The organism is Paenibacillus sp. J2R1T-4 (genome assembly GCF_059692235.1).
In genome coordinates, this window is record NZ_JCAUBA010000018.1 from 127,709 (window position 1) to 145,664 (window position 17,956).

The following is a 17,956-nucleotide window of genomic DNA, read 5'->3' on the forward strand; positions in this document are numbered from 1 at the left end:
AATAGTAGTGAAGCAAGGAAGCGGGATGCAGGATGTCCGCTTCCTTACTTGTTAAGCCCCAGTTCTTCCGACCGTTCCTTACAAAGGCATACAATCATAGACCGAGCAACCCTTTATAAATACGCAGCACCGTATCGGAATTGCCGCTGTACACCACAATCGCCATCAATACGATGATTTGGGTTATCGCGCAGCGGAAGTAGAAATAGGCGGCAGATACTTTGCGCCGTTGAACGAGTGATTGATGCAGGATATTTTCCAACCCAATCCACAACCCGTGGTACACCCCCCACAGCAAATACAACCAGCTGAATCCGTGCCATAGCCCGATCAGAACCATAATGAGCAGAGAGACACCTGCTGCCGCCCATCGGGAGGACAGCTGCCGCGAGAAGATCATGAAGATATGGTCGCGGAACCAATCCCCCAACGTGGCATGCCAATTTCTCCAGTATTGCGTCAAGGTAGGAGAGAGGAAAGGTTGCTTGAAGTTTTCAGGAATGGTATAGCCCATTAACCGTCCGAACCCGATAGCGATATCGGAATATCCGGAGAAATCGAAGTAGATCAACGCATAAAACCAAACCATCAAGAACAAGCTTCGCATCGGGTCGAGATCTTGCTCAAGCACAGATTTGAACACAACGGTCATGCTTGCAACAAGAACAACTTTTTTGAACAACCCGAGGATGATCCGTTTGACCCCAGCCTCAAAGTCAGCCGCTCCAACGGTATAAGGCTTCTTGGAATCCGCAATAAAATCCCGGAATTTGAGAATAGGCCCGGAAGTAAACGTAGGGATGAATAACAGATAGTTGACGTAATCGAGGATAGGGGCGCGTCCATCCCGTCCAACATAGTAGGCGAAATAGAACGAATCTATTACTTTTAACACGGTATAAATAAGGCCGAAGGTATAGATAACGTCAAAATAAGCATGCTCGAATACACCCATCCACAGTAGCCGGACAGCTACAACCGCACCAATATTGAGCGCTATAAGTGAGAGGAACCAGAACCTGCGCCAAGATCGCACATTACACAGGAATACATAAGCTCCATAGTTAAGTAATGTGTAGGCGATGGAGAAATAGAACAGCTTCTGGCTAAAAACTAGCAAGAAGCACAGATTGAAGGCCAGTACGAGCACCCGTTTATTCGGTTTCCAGAAGCGGGTCAGCATCAAGACGGCGATCATGCCGAACAGAGCGACCAAGGCGTACATATTTAACAAATAGGACATGCAAAAGCTCCTTCTCCATGAAAAAGCAAAGCTGTTTGTGCTTGGCAGCTACTTTGGAACCGGTCAAAGATCAGAATCCTTCATAAATAAACAACCCTTTACCCGTAAAGGCAAGGAGTACAGCGATCAACATAGCCAAATAGAAAATTACTTCGACGAGCTTGCGGAAGACTTCAGCCATGTGTCCACCTCCCGGGTAAATTGCGGGGCGCCGGTTTCCATGTTCAGGTGCACCAGATCGTGAAACTTGTCAGCTGTATAGCGGTCAGAGACATCGAGCAATGGAATATTGGCGGCTTCGGCTGTGCGCCGGATATGCTCTTTTAGCGGATTCCAATAACCCGGATGCGGATAGGCCGGATCTGGATTGATCGGCATGATGACGAGCTTAAGCGGAAGTTGATGCTTCTTGCTATACTCAACGACCCAGTCCAACGCGGCGAGATTATCCTTCATATCATCCAACGTCATCCAGTTAAAAAGCTTTTCGTAGCGTTCCCAGTCAGATCTGAGCATGTCAGGCTTACTTGGCCCGTAATAATGCTCTTTATCAATCCAACGAGGCTCATAGGTTTGCAGGTCAAGCTCGCCGTGTTTCACGCCTTTCCAAGCGTTCACTGCCAGCTCCTTACCTGAGTCTTTGAAATAATCCCGATAGAAATAGACATAAGGCTGATACCAGTGCTTGAACCAGGGATACGTGTTATCTGTGGTTAGCTGATCGAGCATCGTATGAGCGTCAATACCAACAACGAGCTGTCCTTCTACCTCATAAAGCCCCTGGCGGAGAATTTGCTTCAGATCGGTCAGCTTGCCATAGGCAAGCCCCATCTCCACGAGCTGCACCTGAGCGGCCTGTTCTTCCATGTAGGCTCCGGTAACCGCTGAATTTCCATAAAAAACGGGACCCGAACGATCCCATTGGTGGTGATACAACGTCTTGGTAAAATCATTCTTATAGAAACGCAGGGAGGAGGACATCGGATCCCATAACGAGAGCAGCACATCGAACAGCACGAAGCCGGCTAGCAACAGAAGAATAAAGCTGTTTGAGCTAAGCAGCCCTCGTATAGAGCTCCAAACGTTATGCTTACTCTTATTCTCCGGGTCTGGTTTCGCGTTAGGGCCCTTGTCTTTGCCGCTGCTTTTACTTCGGCTGCGGCTTTGAACACGGCTCAAAGTGACGTAAGTTTCCGTCTGATTGCTTGATCCTGCCCCGTTTGGAACGATTGGAGTCGGATCATTATCTGAATGGTTGGACATGGTTCTCACTCATTTATTAGATCGATTTGGATTGCCAAGCCTTGTATTGCTCGCGGAAGGTAACCGGCCAATGCTGCTCCTCAAGACCATACTGGGCAAGGAAAGCGAACACCCATCGCTCAATCCCAAAGCCAAGACAGCCGGTTGTTGCCGGACGTTTGCCTGTCTTGATGTCGAATGCCGTACCGAATGCCGTACTATGGAAGTTAACCGAGCTGCAAGCGATCGACTTGTTGATGTGCGGTATCGTAAGCCTCATCTCGTATTTCATTTCTTGGTTACGTTGGAACGATGCCTTGACTTGAAAATCATTGGTGAAGAACGGATCGTTTGCATTCTCAATTACACAATCGAGCTCCCATTCTTCCGCCAATTGCTTCAGATGTTCAACAGCTTTCAGGCGATTCTCGCGGACAAACTCTGGTTTGCCAACAAAAATAACTTCCCTCATGCTGAAATCCAGCAGTCTTCCAAAGTCCTCATGGTTATGTGATTCATATCGATGGCATTTGGCAATCGCAGTTGCAATAACACCATCCCCATCCAATACTTCGCCCTGCAGACCTTCATAGCAATGATAGCAAGTGGAAGGATTCATAGCGAATTTCGGTTTTGGCATATTCCGGTTCAAATCGAGCTCTGCATTAGGCTTCCAGCCGCCCGATTCCCGAATCGATTGAGAGAATGCCTCAATTACATCAAGATCCTCCCGCAAGTGAGAGAGGAAGTGCAGATGCTCTGGGAAGGAGGTGAAATGATTCGTTTTATCCAGGGTAGTCAGATGAATAACGGCTGGATACGTCTCTTCCTTGGCACCGAAAGCATGCGCGATCTTGGTTACGAAAGAATAATCGAAGAATCGCATCAAGCTGGAGAAAGGCTCACGGAACAGGAATAGCCCCGCCTCTAGAACTTTAATCGTCTTCTTATCCACCAGCTCAGCCATGATGTCGCCTTTGTAAGGCATAGGACCTTTGCGCTCGTATAGGATGTGTTCCTTGAAGCCGAAGTCCCCTTTGGAGAATCGTTCCTTTAACCGTTCCACTTGAGCGACAATGTGATCATTGCCGTTCTCCGAGCGATGTACAATGTGGAGGTCCGTTCCGTCCAGCCAGATTTTCTCAATCGCTTCGTCTACAAAAGAAGAGGCGTATTTAAGCTGCCCGTGTTGGTTAGGATCAAGGCCCTGCAAGGAGACCGTGCATTCCATTTGCTTCGTTTGCTCCATGATGGCCTTACCTCCCTGTCTTTTTCACGATGAACTCGGCAATTTCTCGAATAGTGTTGAGCGAGTATAACATCAGATCTTGATTGGTGACTTGCAGGTTATAGGTTTTCTCAATATGGGCAATTAACGCGGTGGCGCCAATGGAATCAATATAACCGTAGTCGAACAGATGGACGTCAGGCGTGAAGTCACTGTCATCTGCTTCGACCTCGTAACGTGTGCGTATATGTTGTTCTAGCTCGTGCAGGATGGAGTCCATTATTCGTTAATCCTCTTTTCTACATTTATTAATTGTGGTTCTATTCTTTGTGCAACGTGATTGAGGTCATATCACCGAAATGTGTAACGATGTAATTGTAATTATTCTCCGCTTCGCTGGAATCAATCTTCAGATCGTTCCCTTCAATTCGCAGAGGAGTCGGACTGAATATTTTGATTTGCTGCATGCCTTCCGATAAAAGGTTAATTGTCCATTGGCTGTCGCTCTTCTGGATCTTGATCGGCACATTCGATCGCTCTACGTGCATAGTCGGATTGCTCCAGTCTACGGACACGGAAGTCGTTCCCTGCAGGCCGACGTACATCTTCTTATCATTGGTCAACACAATATCAGAGCTGGTTCCAAAAGGGATGTTGGTGTAATTCTTGCCAGGTTCGAACATAACCCCGACTGCATCGCGATACTCCTTCACCATGTCGACAGGCACATTGCTGTTATCGGCCTTCACGGAAAGGGTGAGATGCTTGCCGTTGCCGAATCGGTTCCTGGCTGTGTCGATCAAATAAACGAGCCAGCTTCGACTCACTTGAATGTCACTCTTCATAGCGGCCATTGTAGCTCTAGCCATCTGAGGCTCGGATACGAAGTTATAATCGTACTTCGAACGCAGCTTATCGAAGAATTGAGCGAATTCGGTCAATTCATTCAGCTTAATCTCGTCTTGGTATTCAATATGCTCGAAATAATCAATCGGCATATCCAGCTTGGCAAAAGAATAGAACAAGTCGGAATTATCTTTCTTCGGATCGAGCGGATTAAGTTTAAGCTTCATCCCTGGTGTATGAAGCAGCATCGGGTGCTTGAGAGCCTCATCCTTGAGCAGGAAAGGGAAGCCCCATATGAAATCCTGTCCCCATTGCGGATCGAATGGATCATTCGGGGGCTTAAAGCCGAAATTAAACCAAATGTCAGCTTCATTCTCGTTCCGCAGCGTCTGTAATTGATCGCTGTTATTGATCCGCCATGTATGTTGATTCGTGCCGGTAAGTGTCCAAGGGATACCTAGGGCGGCGAACGCTTTGCGGTGCAGGTCGATTTCTTCCTTCTCCTGCTCGGCGCTTACGTAGTTGTGCATGAACAGATGCGGATACAGCTCCAGCTTGTTCTGCTTGGTATAAGCTATAAAATCATGGAGCTGTTGCTTGAAAGGAAAGTCAGGATCATCGATCGCAACAGGCTTGCTGTATTCCACTTGACCGACTACCAGATCCTCTTTGCCGTCATGATTCAGATCCATCCACACCGGCACCGAGAATTGACCGCCGACAATCGCCTTGCTGCCCATCTGGTTGCTAGTCTTGCCTGCGATCGGCCCTTGCTCGGCCCAACGATCCAATCGGTCGAGTTGTGTATAGACGAGCACGTCGCCTTCACTGTTGCCGATCGCCAAGTCCGGCTTGCCATCGGCATTCAGGTCTTTGATCGACGGAGCGGCGTATTTCGCCGGAATGTCGACGAGCGTGACGCCCGCTTCGAACCGCAGCGGCGAGCCCTTAATGCCGCGGTACAGCGTCACGCGGCCGTTCTGATCACCGACGACGAGGTCGGTGATGCCATCGCCGTTGACGTCGCCGAGTGCCGGCGCCGCGTTGCCTGCCGTCGCCGAGATGGGCGACGTCGCCGTACTGCCAGCGCGCTTCGCGCTGAGCGCCACCGGCGCGGCGAACACGCCGCCCGGCCGCTGCAGCGCGGCGAGCACGCGCCCGTCGGCGCCGCCGACCACGAGGTCGACGCGGCCGTCGCCGTTCAGATCGCCCGCGGCAATCGCAGCATAGCCGCTCGACGCGCGCAGATTGCCTGCGGCGCCAGTGCCTGTGGCTAAGCGCACAGGGGCGCCGGCCGAGAAGGCGTCCGGATAGGCCGCGCCGGACGGCACCTGCTGGGTCGACGTCTTCGCGCCGACATTACGAAACCAAGTGACCGTGCCGTCGCCGCTTCCGGCCACCAGATCGAGCTTGCCATCCCCGTCGAGGTCGGCAAAAGCCGGGTAAGCTCGATAAGGGAGGCTGAGCTTCATCGCAAGCTGAGTTTCCTCTCCCTCCACCGGAGGATAACCTGCCATATACAGCAGTTTATCCCCGCTCAGGAGATGGGTCCCGCTCGAATAGAAAGAGTTCGGGAACTCCCCGACGAACTCAGGCTTGGCGGTAGTGCCTGTATTCAGATGTACAACGATTCCTTCGTACCATTGCCACCAATTGAAGGAGGAACGAATCAGGGAGAAGGATGGGATCTGATTATAGACTTTCAACAGTTCCGCCCAATGAATACCTTCTTGCTTCTGAAATCCAGGCAACGCCTCAAAATGATTCTGGAACGCCATCGCCGGTCGGCCATAAGGACCGTACACTTTCTTCAAGCTATACCCCAAGGTTTCTTTGGATACAAAGGCTGCATATTCGCTTCTAAGCAGATGATTCGCTGCCGCAAAGGAAAAGTTGAAGTAAGGCTGCAGAGGCAATCCGGTTTTGAAATCAAAATAGTTAGCCCTTATGCGTGTCTGGATCGATTCATCGTGAAGCGTTGTCTTCTGGGCAAAACCATCATTGGGGTTCATCCCGCTCTTCAGGTCGAATCCAGTAATGAAATAACGGTTGGGCAAAAAAGCGCTTGTCATCATTACGGTGCCTTGGCCGACCCGATTCAAAGTGACGATGGGCTTGCCCTGAAGAAGCACGATCGGTTCAGCCGTCGTCACAACTAGAGTTTTTCCCCATTTGTAGCCTGGCATGAGGTTTTTCAGGGACATGTTAACCGTAAACACATTCTCTACAAAGCCGTTAGCAAATTCATGGAATACATCCTGAAAGCCTTGCAGATGCTCATCCACCTTCGGGTAAGTAAAATCAGGCTTGTCAATGGTCGGTAATTCAGCTGTACCGGATCCGCCTAACAGGTCGGCTGGAATAACGTCAATAAGCTCATGATCAACGTATAAATGACCGCCTTTCTCCACGTAAGTGCGGAGCATGGCTATATCTTCTTGTAAAGTGGAGCTCTGGATGAGTGAAGGATCGAGTACGATAGCATCATAGGATCGCAGCTTGCTTGCACCTAACTCCCCCAGCTGCCAGCGGTTCAACTTAAGATTGGGTACGAGTGATTGTTCGAAATTGAGATAGGCAGCCTGGTCATAGTCTGAACCACCAGTCGCATAAAGAATGCGCACTTGTTCATCCCTTTGACCGAACACCAGAAACAGACAGGCAGCGGCGAGCAGGATCCCTATGAGCCCTAATATGGCTTTCTTAGAGAATGGCAATGAAATCCCTGCTTCTATTAAGTATTTGTGGTTTGCAATATTGTCATTATAGCATTAGGATCGAGCTTTGTTAACATTTGACGAAATAGAGGAGGATATTGTCAATTGATGATGGTGAGCTTGTAAATGGCTTTTTGCCCGTCTTTTCTGGTACACTAATCTATATAGAAGAAACGGTTTGAAACGATGGAGGCTGTTGAAGTTGAGTACACCAGTTATACGCAAGGAACATATAGAGCTGCTGGCACCAGCAGGAGATTGGGATTGCATGAGAGCAGCTGTCGCGAATGGGGCTGACGCGATCTTTTTTGGCGTGGATAAATTCAATGCTCGCGTGCGCGCACACAATTTCACGATGGACGAGCTACCGGATGTGATGGCATTTTTGCATTTGTACGGGGTAAAAGGGTTCGTCACCTTCAATATCCTCGTATTCGAGGAAGAGCTGAACGATGCCAAGAAGCTGATTGATGCTTGTATCGATGCAGGAGTTGACGCGGTAATTATACAAGATCTGGGGTTAGTGAAGCTGATCCGGGAGATTTCGCCTGACTTCCCGATCCACGGCTCTACTCAAATGACGATTACTTCGCCTGAGGCAGTAGAATTTACCAAGCCTTTTGATATTGAGCGAGTTGTACTTGGACGGGAAAATAACCTGAAGCAGATCAAGCAGATTGGTGATCAGGCCAAGCTGCCGATGGAAGTGTTCGTGCATGGCGCGTTGTGTGTTTCCTACTCCGGCCAATGCTTAACCTCGGAAATGTGGGGCGGGCGCTCGGCTAATCGCGGGGAGTGCGCACAAGCCTGCCGCCTGCCCTATGACTTGATGGTTGACGGTGTGCAACGGCCTATGGGCGATGTAGCCTACTTGCTGTCCCCGAAGGATCTGGCTGCGCTTGAGCTGGTACCCGAGTTAATTGAGGCCGGTGTTACTTCTTTCAAAATCGAAGGGCGCTTGAAGTCGCCTGAATATGTAGCGAATGTGGTGGGCAAATACCGCAAAGCGATTGACGCTTATTTCGATGGTCGGGACCCTCAGCCGTCCAAGGAAGAGCTTCGCGAGCTGGAGCAAAGCTTCTCGCGGGGCTTTTCATACGGCTTCCTTAAAGGGACGAACAATAAGCAGTTGGTGGAAGGCACCTTTCCTAAGAGCCGGGGTGTGTTCTTGGGTCGTGTGAAGCAAATTTTGCGCGACGGTGTGATTGTTGAGCTGGAGGCGCCGGTGAAGCGCGGCGACGGCATTGTATTCGATGCGGGCGATCCTACCCGTAAGGAAGAAGGCGGCCGAGTCTATGACGTGCGCCGCAAAGGGGTGAAGCTCGAGGGTGAAGCCGAAGGCGGCATCATCGAGCTCGTGGCAGGTCGCAACGACGTCGACCTGAAGCGGGTTCATGTGGGCGATCGTGTCTGGAAGACGAGCGACCCGCACTTGGACAAACGTCTGCGTCAGACGTTCGAGACCGACAAGCCGTACCGGGTATTCCCGGTGAAGGTGAAGGTCGTGGGTTCACTGGGCCACCCGTTGAAGACATGGTGGACCGATACAAGGACTGGATTCGTCACGGCGGTAGAGTCGGAGCTGCCTCTGGTTCAGGCGGAGAAACGTCCGATGGATCGGACTTTGTTCGAAGAACAATTCGGTCGCTTAGGCGGTACGGTATTCGAATTAGCCGAGCTGGATGTGGAGCTGCAGGGCGATTTGATCGTGCCCATGCGCGAGCTGAACCAAATGCGCCGACAAGCCGTAACGCAGCTGGAGGAGGCACGTCAGAAGCCTTACCCTTACACGAAACGGTCCGTAGATGTGTATGCCGATGCGATTCATTCAACGAGCTCATCAAGCCTGATAAGCTCGACAAGCTCCACATCAGATGCTCCTTACCTGATTGCCCTTTGCCGAAGCTTGGAGCAGGTGAAGGCTGCAGGGGAGACGGATGTTCCGTGGATTTATGCGGATTTTGAATTCATTAAACAATTTCCTGCCGCTGTAGAAGCAGCCCGTGCTGCTGGCAAGCGAATAGCGCTAGCGACACCGCGCATTCATATGCCTGGAGAGCTGGGGTACTTTAAGAACATATTGAAATTACGCCCAGACGGCGTGCTCATTCGGAATACGGGGGCCATGTATGCCTTCATGCAGCATCGGATGAATCATCCAGATGAGTTCCAGCCTGAGTTGATTGGCGATTTCTCATTGAACGCCACGAATCATAAGACAGTCGATCTATTTGCAGCAGCAGGCTGCAAGCGGATAACGCCATCCTATGATTTGAATATTCAGCAGATGGTCGACCTGCTGCAGCGCACCGATACTTCCTTGCTAGAAGTCGTGCTGCATCAACATTTGCCTATGTTCCATACCGAGCATTGCGTGTACTGCACGTTCCTGAGTGAAGGAACTGACTATACGAACTGCGGCCGTCCTTGTGAGGATCATCGAGCATCGCTGCAGGATCGTGTAGGTATGTCCCATCCGGTGCGGGTTGACGAAGGCTGTCGCAATACGGTATACAATGCGATCGAGCAGTCCGGAGCGGAATATGTGAGCAACTTCCTGGAGCTCGGAGTGCGGGTCTTCCGCATAGAATTCCTGGAGGAAGAGGCCGACAAGGTGCGCGAGGTATTGGATCTGTACAGTCGAGCGCTGCGAGGCGACATAAGCGGCACGCAAGTATGGCGCAAGCTTAAGGCGACGAATCAGTTGGGCGTGACGCGAGGGCAATTAGTGAAATAAGCGAGTGTATAGAGGATTTGCGGTCAAAAAGAGGGCGCTGCTAACGATAGATGACATCATGTCCATCCATCATGAGCAGCGCCTTTTGTTTTTACCGAATAAAAGGACCCTTCCGCCCCGACAACAAATCATCAAACGCCTGCCTTTGCGAAGGGAAAAGATTGTCTGGCAAATCCTGCAAAGCAAAAAACTGCAGCCCAGCGGTCTCCTCATTTATCCCATTTAATTCTCCTTCATATTCATTGCATATAAACATCATTTTTACTAGCGATAGTTGATCTCCATTGGCTAACGTTTTTTGTTGCGTTTGACCGGAATAAATGCCGAAGAAGTCCATGCTTTTCAGCTTCAGCCCCGTCTCCTCGTAAGCTTCTCTGCGAGCCGTTTCTTCTACGGACTCGCCTAACTCCATAAATCCGCCTGGGTGTCCCCATGTATGGCTATCTGCTCGCAGTTGAAGAAGAACACGCCCTTCCTTATCGAAGATAAATGCCCCTGCGGCCACCATAATGATCGGGCTATGACCAACCATGTCTCTAACATAAGTAATATAATCCATCCTCATCAGCTCCTCCGTTCACGTTATCTAGTTGAACCTATTGTACAGGATAGTTAGCAAAAGTAGGCAAATACTCTCCATCTAGTTCATTCACATTTTAGACACATATTTTTAAGCTTATTTTCAGTTTCGTTTAAGGTAGGCTTATTGTTTCGCTTGTATATTGGGTGGAAAGATAGATAAAGAAATAACACAGGGATAGAGATTCAGAGAAACCAGCCATTTCCGGGGATAGCAAAGTAGAACAGGAGGGTGAACGTGTGTTAGAAGTCAATCAAGTCAGTAAGCTGTATCAGAATGATCGCGGGGTCCACAACATCGATTTCTCCATGACCGGAGGCGAGATTGTAGGTTTTCTCGGGCCTAACGGCGCGGGTAAAACGACCACAATGCGCATGATCACGGGTTACCTGAACCCGACCAAGGGTTCGATTCACATCGACGGGTTGTCGATGGCGGAACATCCGCGTAAAGCGCGCAGCAAGATCGGTTATTTGCCGGAGACACCGCCGCTCTATCCAGAGATGACGATTGTATCTTACTTGAAGTTCGTTGCCGATTTGAGGGGCGTACCCGTAAGAGAGCAGAGGCAGCGTATCGGCGAAGTTATTGAGAAGTTAGGGCTGCAAGGACGCGAGCGGCAAATTATTCGCAGCTTGTCCAAGGGATACAAGCAGCGGATCGGCTTGGCACAGGCAATTATTCACAAGCCCGACCTGCTTATTATGGACGAGCCGACATCTGGTCTTGATCCGAAGCAGATCATTGAGATTCGCGCGCTTATTCGGGAGCTAGGCGAGAATCATACCGTTCTGCTCAGTACTCATATTCTGCCTGAGGTCAATGCCATCTGTAATCGGGTGTTAATTATTAATCAGGGACGAATCGTGCTGGATGATCATCCGGACAACATATCCAACTCCATGAGCGAGACATTCGAGCTGAAGTTGGAAGTGCGCGGGCCCAGGGAGGACATTATTCAGGAGCTGCAGAGCCTTTCCTCTATTGGAACAGTGAAAGAATTGGAAGCGGAATCTGGATCAGGCACATTCGTTGATCCCACTATTACTCGCTTGCGAGTAGCCGCGAGCGACCAGACTGATATTCGTGAAGCGGTATTCTTCCGCATGGCGGAACGCGGTTATCCGATTCTCGAGATGAAGCGGGAGAGCTTGAGTTTGGAGGATGTATTCCTTAAGCTGACTACGGATGAGCCAGCGGCTTCTTCCAATGAATCTGTTGAAGTGAACAGCGATTCGGAGGTGGGAGAAGATGCGTAGAACGATAGCGATATGTAAAAAAGAATTGCAGATGTATTTTTACTCTCCTGTAGCTTATGTGGCGTTTGCGTTTTATTTTGTCATTTCCGGCTATTTTTTCAGTATGAATTTCCTTGGTTCACAGGTCGTAGATGTACGGATGCTCTCGGGGAATACAATGGTTGTTTTCCTATTCGTCATCCCGTTATTGACCATGCGGCTTGTTTCCGATGAGCTGAGACAAGGGACCGACGAATTGCTTCTGACTTCGCCTGCCGGTATTGGGGAGATCATTGTCGGAAAGTATTTGGCGGCTCTATTAGTGCAATTGATGTTAGTCGTAGGGAGTCTGCTGTATCCATTTATTATGTCACGCTATGGGGATCTGGACCAGCCTGTGCTGTGGATGTCTATGTTAAGCATGTTCCTCGTCGGAGCGGCGATGATGGCGGTTGGGTTATTCGCATCCTCCCTATCTTCACATCAGATGGTAGCGGGTATTGCAGGTTTTGCCCTGCTGCTGCTGCTCTGGATGATCGATTGGTTAGGGGAAAGCGTTGCTGGGAGCGCAAAGGACTGGCTGATCCAATTCTCGATCGTCGGGCGTTCGAACAATTTCAACAAAGGCATATTCGACTTGGCGGACTTCCTGTTCTTCATCATGTTTACAGCCGTGTTTGTGCTGCTCAGTATTCAAATTCTAGAACGTAAACGGTGGAGATAAGGGGGGAAGACGAGTGAATAAGTGGATACGTGGTACGAACGCAGCAGTGCTGTCGCTTGCGGTAATCGGTATTTTTATTATCGCTACGATCTTCCTTGGCTCGGTCAAGGGTATACAATGGGATCTGACCAAAAACAAGCAATACACGTTATCGGAACAAACGCTCAGCATGCTGAAGAATCTCGATAAAGACGTTAAGATCACAGCTTTTACCGGTGTGCAGTCCCAAGGGGATAGCATCATGAATCAACACGTAATTGATCTGCTCAAGGAATATGAGAAGCGGAATAAGAAAATAACTCTAGAAGAGATTGATCCGATCAAGGAACCTGCCAAAGCGAATCAATATCAGATTGATACGGTTGGTACGACCATCTTTGAGAGCGGGGAGCAGAACATAAGAGTGTACAGCTACGAGTTATTCCAGCAGGGTTCTACGGAAAGCTCCTACCAGTTCTCGGGCGAAGAGAGATTTACCCAAACCTTGTTGAATCTCGGCTCTGACGTCAAACATCCGGTTTATTTCTTATCGGGTCATAATGAGATTCCAGCCGGTCAAATGTCGGTGTTCCGTTCTTCGTTGGAAAGCGCAGGATACACCTTGAATGAATTGAATCTGTTCAGAGAGGGCAAAATTCCGGATGATGCTGAGGCTGTATTCCTTGTTGGACCACAGGCGGATCTGGATGAGAAGGAAGCAACTGCACTCAAGGAGTATGTTAAAGGAAAAGGAAAGCTGTACTTGGCGGTCGGTTATGCTAAAGACTTGGAAAAGTGGAAAAATATCAATGATTTGCTAGCTGCCATCAATGTGAAAAATCCGAATGCGATTGCACTGGAGAGCAGTAGAACAACGTTGACCGACAAGCTGACTATCATTCCAGAATTCGGTTCTCACGAAATTACGAACGAGCTGTCTTCACAAGATCGTGTTACGATTCTTCCGCTTGCGCTTGCCTTGCAGACGGATACCGCTAACACAGAGTACAGAGCGAATGCGCTTCTGGCCACAACCAGTCAAGCTTATGGAGAGACGGATCTTGCCAAATTGACAACAACGAATCAAACCGCCAAGGATGGTGCTGATCTATCAGGACCGCTCGATCTGGCTTATGCAGTCCAAGATAAGGATAACAAGCCTAAGGCGGTTGTGATTGGGAACGCGCAGTTCTTGATGGATCAACTGATTAGTCAACAAGGGAATCGTGACTTCGCTTTGAATGCGGTAGGTTGGTTACAGGAGCAGACTGACATGATTACGATCCGGCCGCGGGAAGAATCGCAAGCTCAGCAAGCTTTGTTGATGCCTGGTGACGGTAGTAAAATTTTTTACGGTTCCGTTATAGGGTTTCCGCTATTATTCCTTGTGATTGGCGGCGCGATCTGGTGGAGGAGGAGAAAAGGATGAAGCGGTTCATTCCAACGATCATCCTGGTCATCATTTGCATCGGGGCATTCTGGTATGCATCCAGCCAGTCTTTCTTCAAGGAGGAAGAGGAGTCGACTGCGGCGAAACCGCTGGCACCGATTATTCCCGACGAAGTGACATCGATCAAGCTTACTGCAGCATCGGAAACAACGGAATTACAGCGCAAAGGCGATCAATGGGCAATGACCAAACCGAGTGCGTTGCCTCTTACGGCTTATGCAGCGGAATCCTGGCTCAATGCTTTTGCAGCCTTGACTCATGAAGGGGAGGTAGATGCAAGTCCGGCCGATTTGTCTGGATTTGGTTTGACGACCCCTTCACAGGAATATGAAGTCACATTGAAGAATGGGTCTGTGAAATCGATCCAAATTGGAGCGCCGCTTCCGATAAGCGGATACTACTACGCCAAGCTCAAGGATTCTCCGGCTGTGTACAAGGTGAGCGATGGCGGTCTTCAGGGATTGGCTTTGGCTCCTATCGATTTCATGCAGAAGCTTCCTGTTGTCGCAACGTATAATGACGTGTTAAACGTGTCGGTGAATTGGAAAGGCGAGGGCAAGACATTAACCAAATCGGATCCAGCAAAAACAGCGAATGAATCGGCCTGGAAGTTTGGGGATAAAGAGCTTGTCGGAACAGAGGCCACAACATTCCTGGATAAAGTAATCCTGATGTCCACACAGGAATTGGTGAAGCCTTCTGCAGAGGTGAAGCAAGACAACCCGGAACTTAAGCTTACGCTTACGCTGAAGAAGGATGGAACGGAATCCACCCATTCCTATATCGGTACAGTAGATGGGGATTCCGTATGGATTGCGAAACAAGGTGATGCTTGGGCCTATTCCATCCCGCAAGCCTCCGTACAGGAAATGTTCGATGCACTGAAATAAACAGGATAAAAATTAATCGTTTAAGAGAGACGAGCCTCCGTATAGGGGTTCGTCTTTTTGGCGTATTTGGTCTTAAATCAGCGCGCTGAAATCCTAATCCGGTTTTTCACATAAAATTGCTTTATTCAATGAATTGTCCATATCTTTTCTTGTAAAACAGTAATATAATACACACTATATATGGAAATAACTCTTATATTGCGTCATAAATAGTTTGATTGTATAATTTATGATAACCGAGCAAAGGAACATTATGAAAATGGGGGTTTGTCGATGAAACGAAACATTGCAATCAGCGGTATGGGCAGAATTGGGAGGCTGTTGCTGAGGAGAGCTTTCTCGAGAGGGTTGGTGAATGCTGAGATTACCGCGATTAATACGACTAGCCCCGTGGAAACAGTGGCTCATTTGCTGCAATATGATACCGTGCATGGGAGATGGCATGGGGACATCAGAGTGGAAGAAGATCGAATGATCATTAATGGTCATCCGATTACTGTAGTGATGGAACGGGATCCCCTGCAGCTTCCGTGGAAACAGCTTGGGATTGATATCGCTGTAGACGCGACAGGCAAGTTCAATGATCGCCAAGGGGCAAGCAAGCATCTGGTCGCTGGCGCAGAACGTGTTATTATTACCGCTCCGGGCAGCGGGGCTGATTACACAGTAGTGATGGGAGTAAATGAAAAGGGCTTCGAGCCGCAGGAACACAACATTATCTCAACGGCCTCTTGTACGACGAATTGTTTGGCGCCGATTCTTCATATTCTGGACGATGCATTCGGCATTGAGAACGGTTGGATGACAACCGTTCACGCCTCAACCAATGATCAGAATCATCTGGACAATCCTCATAAGGATTTACGCAGAGCACGCGCTTGTACACAATCGATTATTCCGACCTCGACCGGGGTTGGGAAAGCTTTAGCCGGTGTGCTGCCGCATCTGGCTTCCAAAATTCAAGGTTTGTCGCTTCGCGTGCCTACACAGGACGTATCCCTGGTCGATCTTACTGCACAACTAACACGTCCAGCTTCTGTAGATGACTTGAAAGCTGTATTCCGTCAAGCTGCGACAGGGGTTTATGCGCCTTATGTGGAGTTCAACGAGCTTCCGCTCGTCTCAAGTGATTATATAGGGAATGAAAAGTCAGCGATTATCGATGGGCTGTCCCTTATGTCAACGGGACATCAAGTGAAGCTGCTCGCTTGGTACGACAATGAATGGGGGTATGCTTCGCGAGTTATCGATTTCATCGACTACGCAGCTCAAGTGGAGATGACAAAAAAGAGCGAAGCGATAGCCACATAGAGGATTTCTCGTCTAAGCTATACGGATTCGCCCTTAATCATTAAGTTAAAACTAGTGACTGGAAGTGTGGACTGCCAGCTCCTTGCGGAACGGTCTCGAAGCTAACGACACGAAACACTTCCTCCACGGTTTGAAGCAGGCTCGTATCGCTGTACATAGCGAAGAACCGTTTGGGTACATAATGATCTCCATCCCATACCCCTTCTGAATCCTTCCCTCCATAAACACCCATAAAGAATAGTCCGTCCGGCTTAAGAATCCGACGAATTTCTTGTAGCACAGTTGGTAAGTCCTTCTTAGGAAGATGAAGCAAGCAATTCAAGGCATACACCCCATCGAAGCAGGCATTCGGAAAGTTCAACTGGCTGTAGTCCATGACGTGGGCGTTCAGACCTTTATTCCTGCACAGGCGTATCATCTCTGGTGACAGGTCAGTAGCGGTAACCGATAGTCCTTCCTGCTGAAAAAACCAGCTGTCTCTCCCCGGACCTGCTCCAATCTCAAGTAAAGTACGAGCCTTTGACTCATGAAGCATCTCCAAATAATGGCTCCGCACGCGTGTCTTCCAGTCACTTCCCTCTATCCCGTCCCGTTCCTCGGCATGTTTGTTATAGGCTTGTATCAATTGTTCTTTTATAGCAGCTGCTTCGCTCATTCTATCCGCTCCTCATATTAAGTAATGCACCTCAATCCATATTAATACGATCATTTGTTCGTGTCAATTCCAACTGAAAATATTTGTATTGCATTTAAGCGTAATTATTGATACCTTTAAAAGTAATTACAAACCATTTTTGAGGAGGAAGAGGTCTAATGTCCCATTATTTTATTGAGCCTGAAAGAGCTGCATTACATGGAACATTCTCACGCGATTATACTCCAGTTCTTACAATTGAGTCAGGGGAAACCGTGCGGTTCCGAACTTTAGATGCTGGATGGGGGCTTGAGCCGTTTCAACCTTCAGGAACTCGAAAAAAAATCCCCAAAGAAGGACCTAGAGACAATGGTCATGCGCTTTGCGGGCCTATTGCGATTCGCGGAGCGGAGCCAGGGATGACACTCGAGATTCAGATCAATGACGTTCGACCGGGTGCATGGGGTTGGAGCGGAGCGGGTGGATTCAAGCATACGGTTAACGATTGGCTCGGGATAGCAGACGGGGAAGAATATCACCTGAATTGGGAATTGGATCGCGAGAAGATGCTGGGAACAAGTGATAAAGGGCATAAGGTGGCACTTCGTCCATTCATGGGGGTGATGGGTATGCCATCTGCCGAGGACATCATACATACTTCATTTATCACTCGTCCTAATGGTGGAAATCTGGATTGCAAGGAATTGGTTGCGGGCAGCACGTTGTATTTGCCGATAGCGGTCTCACAAGGCTTATTCTCGGTTGGAGACGGGCACGCTGTGCAAGGTGACGGTGAAGTTGGCGTTTCTGCGTTAGAATGCCCTATGGATCTGGTAGATCTTACATTTCGGGTTAGAGATGATATGCGATTAACGATGCCAAGAGCCAAAACCTTATCAGCATGGATAGCGTTTGGTATTCATGAGGATTTAAACGAAGCCAGAATGATCGCATTGGCCAATATGCTGGATCTAATGGGCGAGCTGTACGGCTATGAGAGAAAAGAAGCACTTGCTCTTGCAAGCCTTGTTGTGGATTTAAGAGTCACTCAGATTGTGAATGGCACTCAAGGTGTACACGCTGTTCTTCCGCATGTTGCTATTAATTAATCATACTCAGGAATGAAAGGAATGGATT

Annotated in this window: 14 protein-coding genes; 7 read left to right on the forward strand and 7 right to left on the reverse strand. The window is 49.0% G+C overall.

Annotated features, from left to right (window positions below; genetic code table 11):
• Window positions 1-94: 94 nt before the first annotated feature.
• The 5 genes from AC58QD_RS25025 to AC58QD_RS25045 form a co-directional block, all read right to left on the reverse strand.
• Window positions 95-1,243, reverse strand: a complete 1,149-nt coding sequence (locus AC58QD_RS25025) for an MBOAT family O-acyltransferase (RefSeq protein ID WP_497337747.1) — start codon at window positions 1,241-1,243, stop codon at window positions 95-97.
• A 147-nt stretch (window positions 1,244-1,390) separates the two neighbouring features.
• Window positions 1,391-2,506 (reverse strand): SGNH/GDSL hydrolase family protein, encoded by a 1,116-nt coding sequence (locus tag AC58QD_RS25030; RefSeq protein ID WP_497337748.1) that lies wholly within the window; start codon window positions 2,504-2,506, stop codon window positions 1,391-1,393.
• Window positions 2,507-2,522: 16 nt separating this feature from the next.
• Entirely contained in the window at window positions 2,523-3,734 is a 1,212-nt protein-coding gene (locus tag AC58QD_RS25035; RefSeq protein WP_497337749.1) for a class-II aminoacyl-tRNA synthetase family protein, read from the reverse strand.
• A 7-nt stretch (window positions 3,735-3,741) separates the two neighbouring features.
• Window positions 3,742-3,993 (reverse strand): acyl carrier protein, encoded by a 252-nt coding sequence (locus AC58QD_RS25040; RefSeq protein WP_497337750.1) that lies wholly within the window; start codon window positions 3,991-3,993, stop codon window positions 3,742-3,744.
• Window positions 3,994-4,033: 40 nt separating this feature from the next.
• On the reverse strand, window positions 4,034-7,276 hold the full coding sequence (locus tag AC58QD_RS25045; protein ID WP_497337751.1) for an FG-GAP repeat domain-containing protein: 3,243 nt from the start codon (window positions 7,274-7,276) through the stop codon (window positions 4,034-4,036).
• Between the two features lie 268 nt (window positions 7,277-7,544).
• Between AC58QD_RS25045 and AC58QD_RS25050 the strand changes: the two genes are divergently transcribed.
• Window positions 7,545-10,013, forward strand: coding sequence for a U32 family peptidase (locus tag AC58QD_RS25050; protein ID WP_497337772.1), 2,469 nt, complete (start codon window positions 7,545-7,547; stop codon window positions 10,011-10,013).
• Between the two features lie 91 nt (window positions 10,014-10,104).
• Here AC58QD_RS25050 and AC58QD_RS25055 read toward each other — a convergent pair whose 3' ends face one another.
• Complete coding sequence (locus AC58QD_RS25055) at window positions 10,105-10,572, reverse strand: NUDIX hydrolase (RefSeq protein WP_497337752.1); 468 nt, start codon at window positions 10,570-10,572, stop codon at window positions 10,105-10,107.
• 260 nt (window positions 10,573-10,832) lie between these two features.
• Here AC58QD_RS25055 and AC58QD_RS25060 point away from each other — a divergent pair, with 260 nt between their 5' ends.
• The 5 genes from AC58QD_RS25060 (at window position 10,833) to gap (ending at window position 16,185) form a co-directional block, all read left to right on the forward strand.
• Window positions 10,833-11,852: an ABC transporter ATP-binding protein gene (locus tag AC58QD_RS25060; protein WP_497337753.1), complete on the forward strand. Its 1,020-nt coding sequence runs from the start codon at window positions 10,833-10,835 to the stop codon at window positions 11,850-11,852.
• Window positions 11,845-12,555 (forward strand): ABC transporter permease subunit, encoded by a 711-nt coding sequence (locus AC58QD_RS25065; protein WP_497337754.1) that lies wholly within the window; start codon window positions 11,845-11,847, stop codon window positions 12,553-12,555. The genes AC58QD_RS25060 and AC58QD_RS25065 overlap by 8 nt, the downstream gene beginning before the upstream one ends.
• Before the next feature lie 13 nt (window positions 12,556-12,568).
• Window positions 12,569-13,963 carry a GldG family protein gene (locus AC58QD_RS25070; RefSeq protein WP_497337755.1) on the forward strand — a complete coding sequence of 465 codons (1,395 nt, stop codon included), beginning with the start codon at window positions 12,569-12,571 and terminating at the stop codon, window positions 13,961-13,963.
• Window positions 13,960-14,874 carry a DUF4340 domain-containing protein gene (locus tag AC58QD_RS25075; protein WP_497337756.1) on the forward strand — a complete coding sequence of 305 codons (915 nt, stop codon included), beginning with the start codon at window positions 13,960-13,962 and terminating at the stop codon, window positions 14,872-14,874. Before AC58QD_RS25070 ends, AC58QD_RS25075 begins: the two co-directional genes overlap by 4 nt.
• A gap of 273 nt (window positions 14,875-15,147) precedes the next feature.
• Entirely contained in the window at window positions 15,148-16,185 is a 1,038-nt protein-coding gene (gap, locus tag AC58QD_RS25080) for a type I glyceraldehyde-3-phosphate dehydrogenase (RefSeq protein WP_497337758.1), read from the forward strand.
• Window positions 16,186-16,225: 40 nt separating this feature from the next.
• On the opposite strand, the gene AC58QD_RS25085 is transcribed toward gap, so the two are convergent.
• Entirely contained in the window at window positions 16,226-16,840 is a 615-nt protein-coding gene (locus tag AC58QD_RS25085) for a class I SAM-dependent methyltransferase (protein ID WP_497337759.1), read from the reverse strand.
• A 158-nt stretch (window positions 16,841-16,998) separates the two neighbouring features.
• Here AC58QD_RS25085 and AC58QD_RS25090 point away from each other — a divergent pair, with 158 nt between their 5' ends.
• Window positions 16,999-17,928 carry an acetamidase/formamidase family protein gene (locus tag AC58QD_RS25090; protein WP_497337760.1) on the forward strand — a complete coding sequence of 310 codons (930 nt, stop codon included), beginning with the start codon at window positions 16,999-17,001 and terminating at the stop codon, window positions 17,926-17,928.
• The last annotated feature ends 28 nt before the right edge of the window (window positions 17,929-17,956 follow it).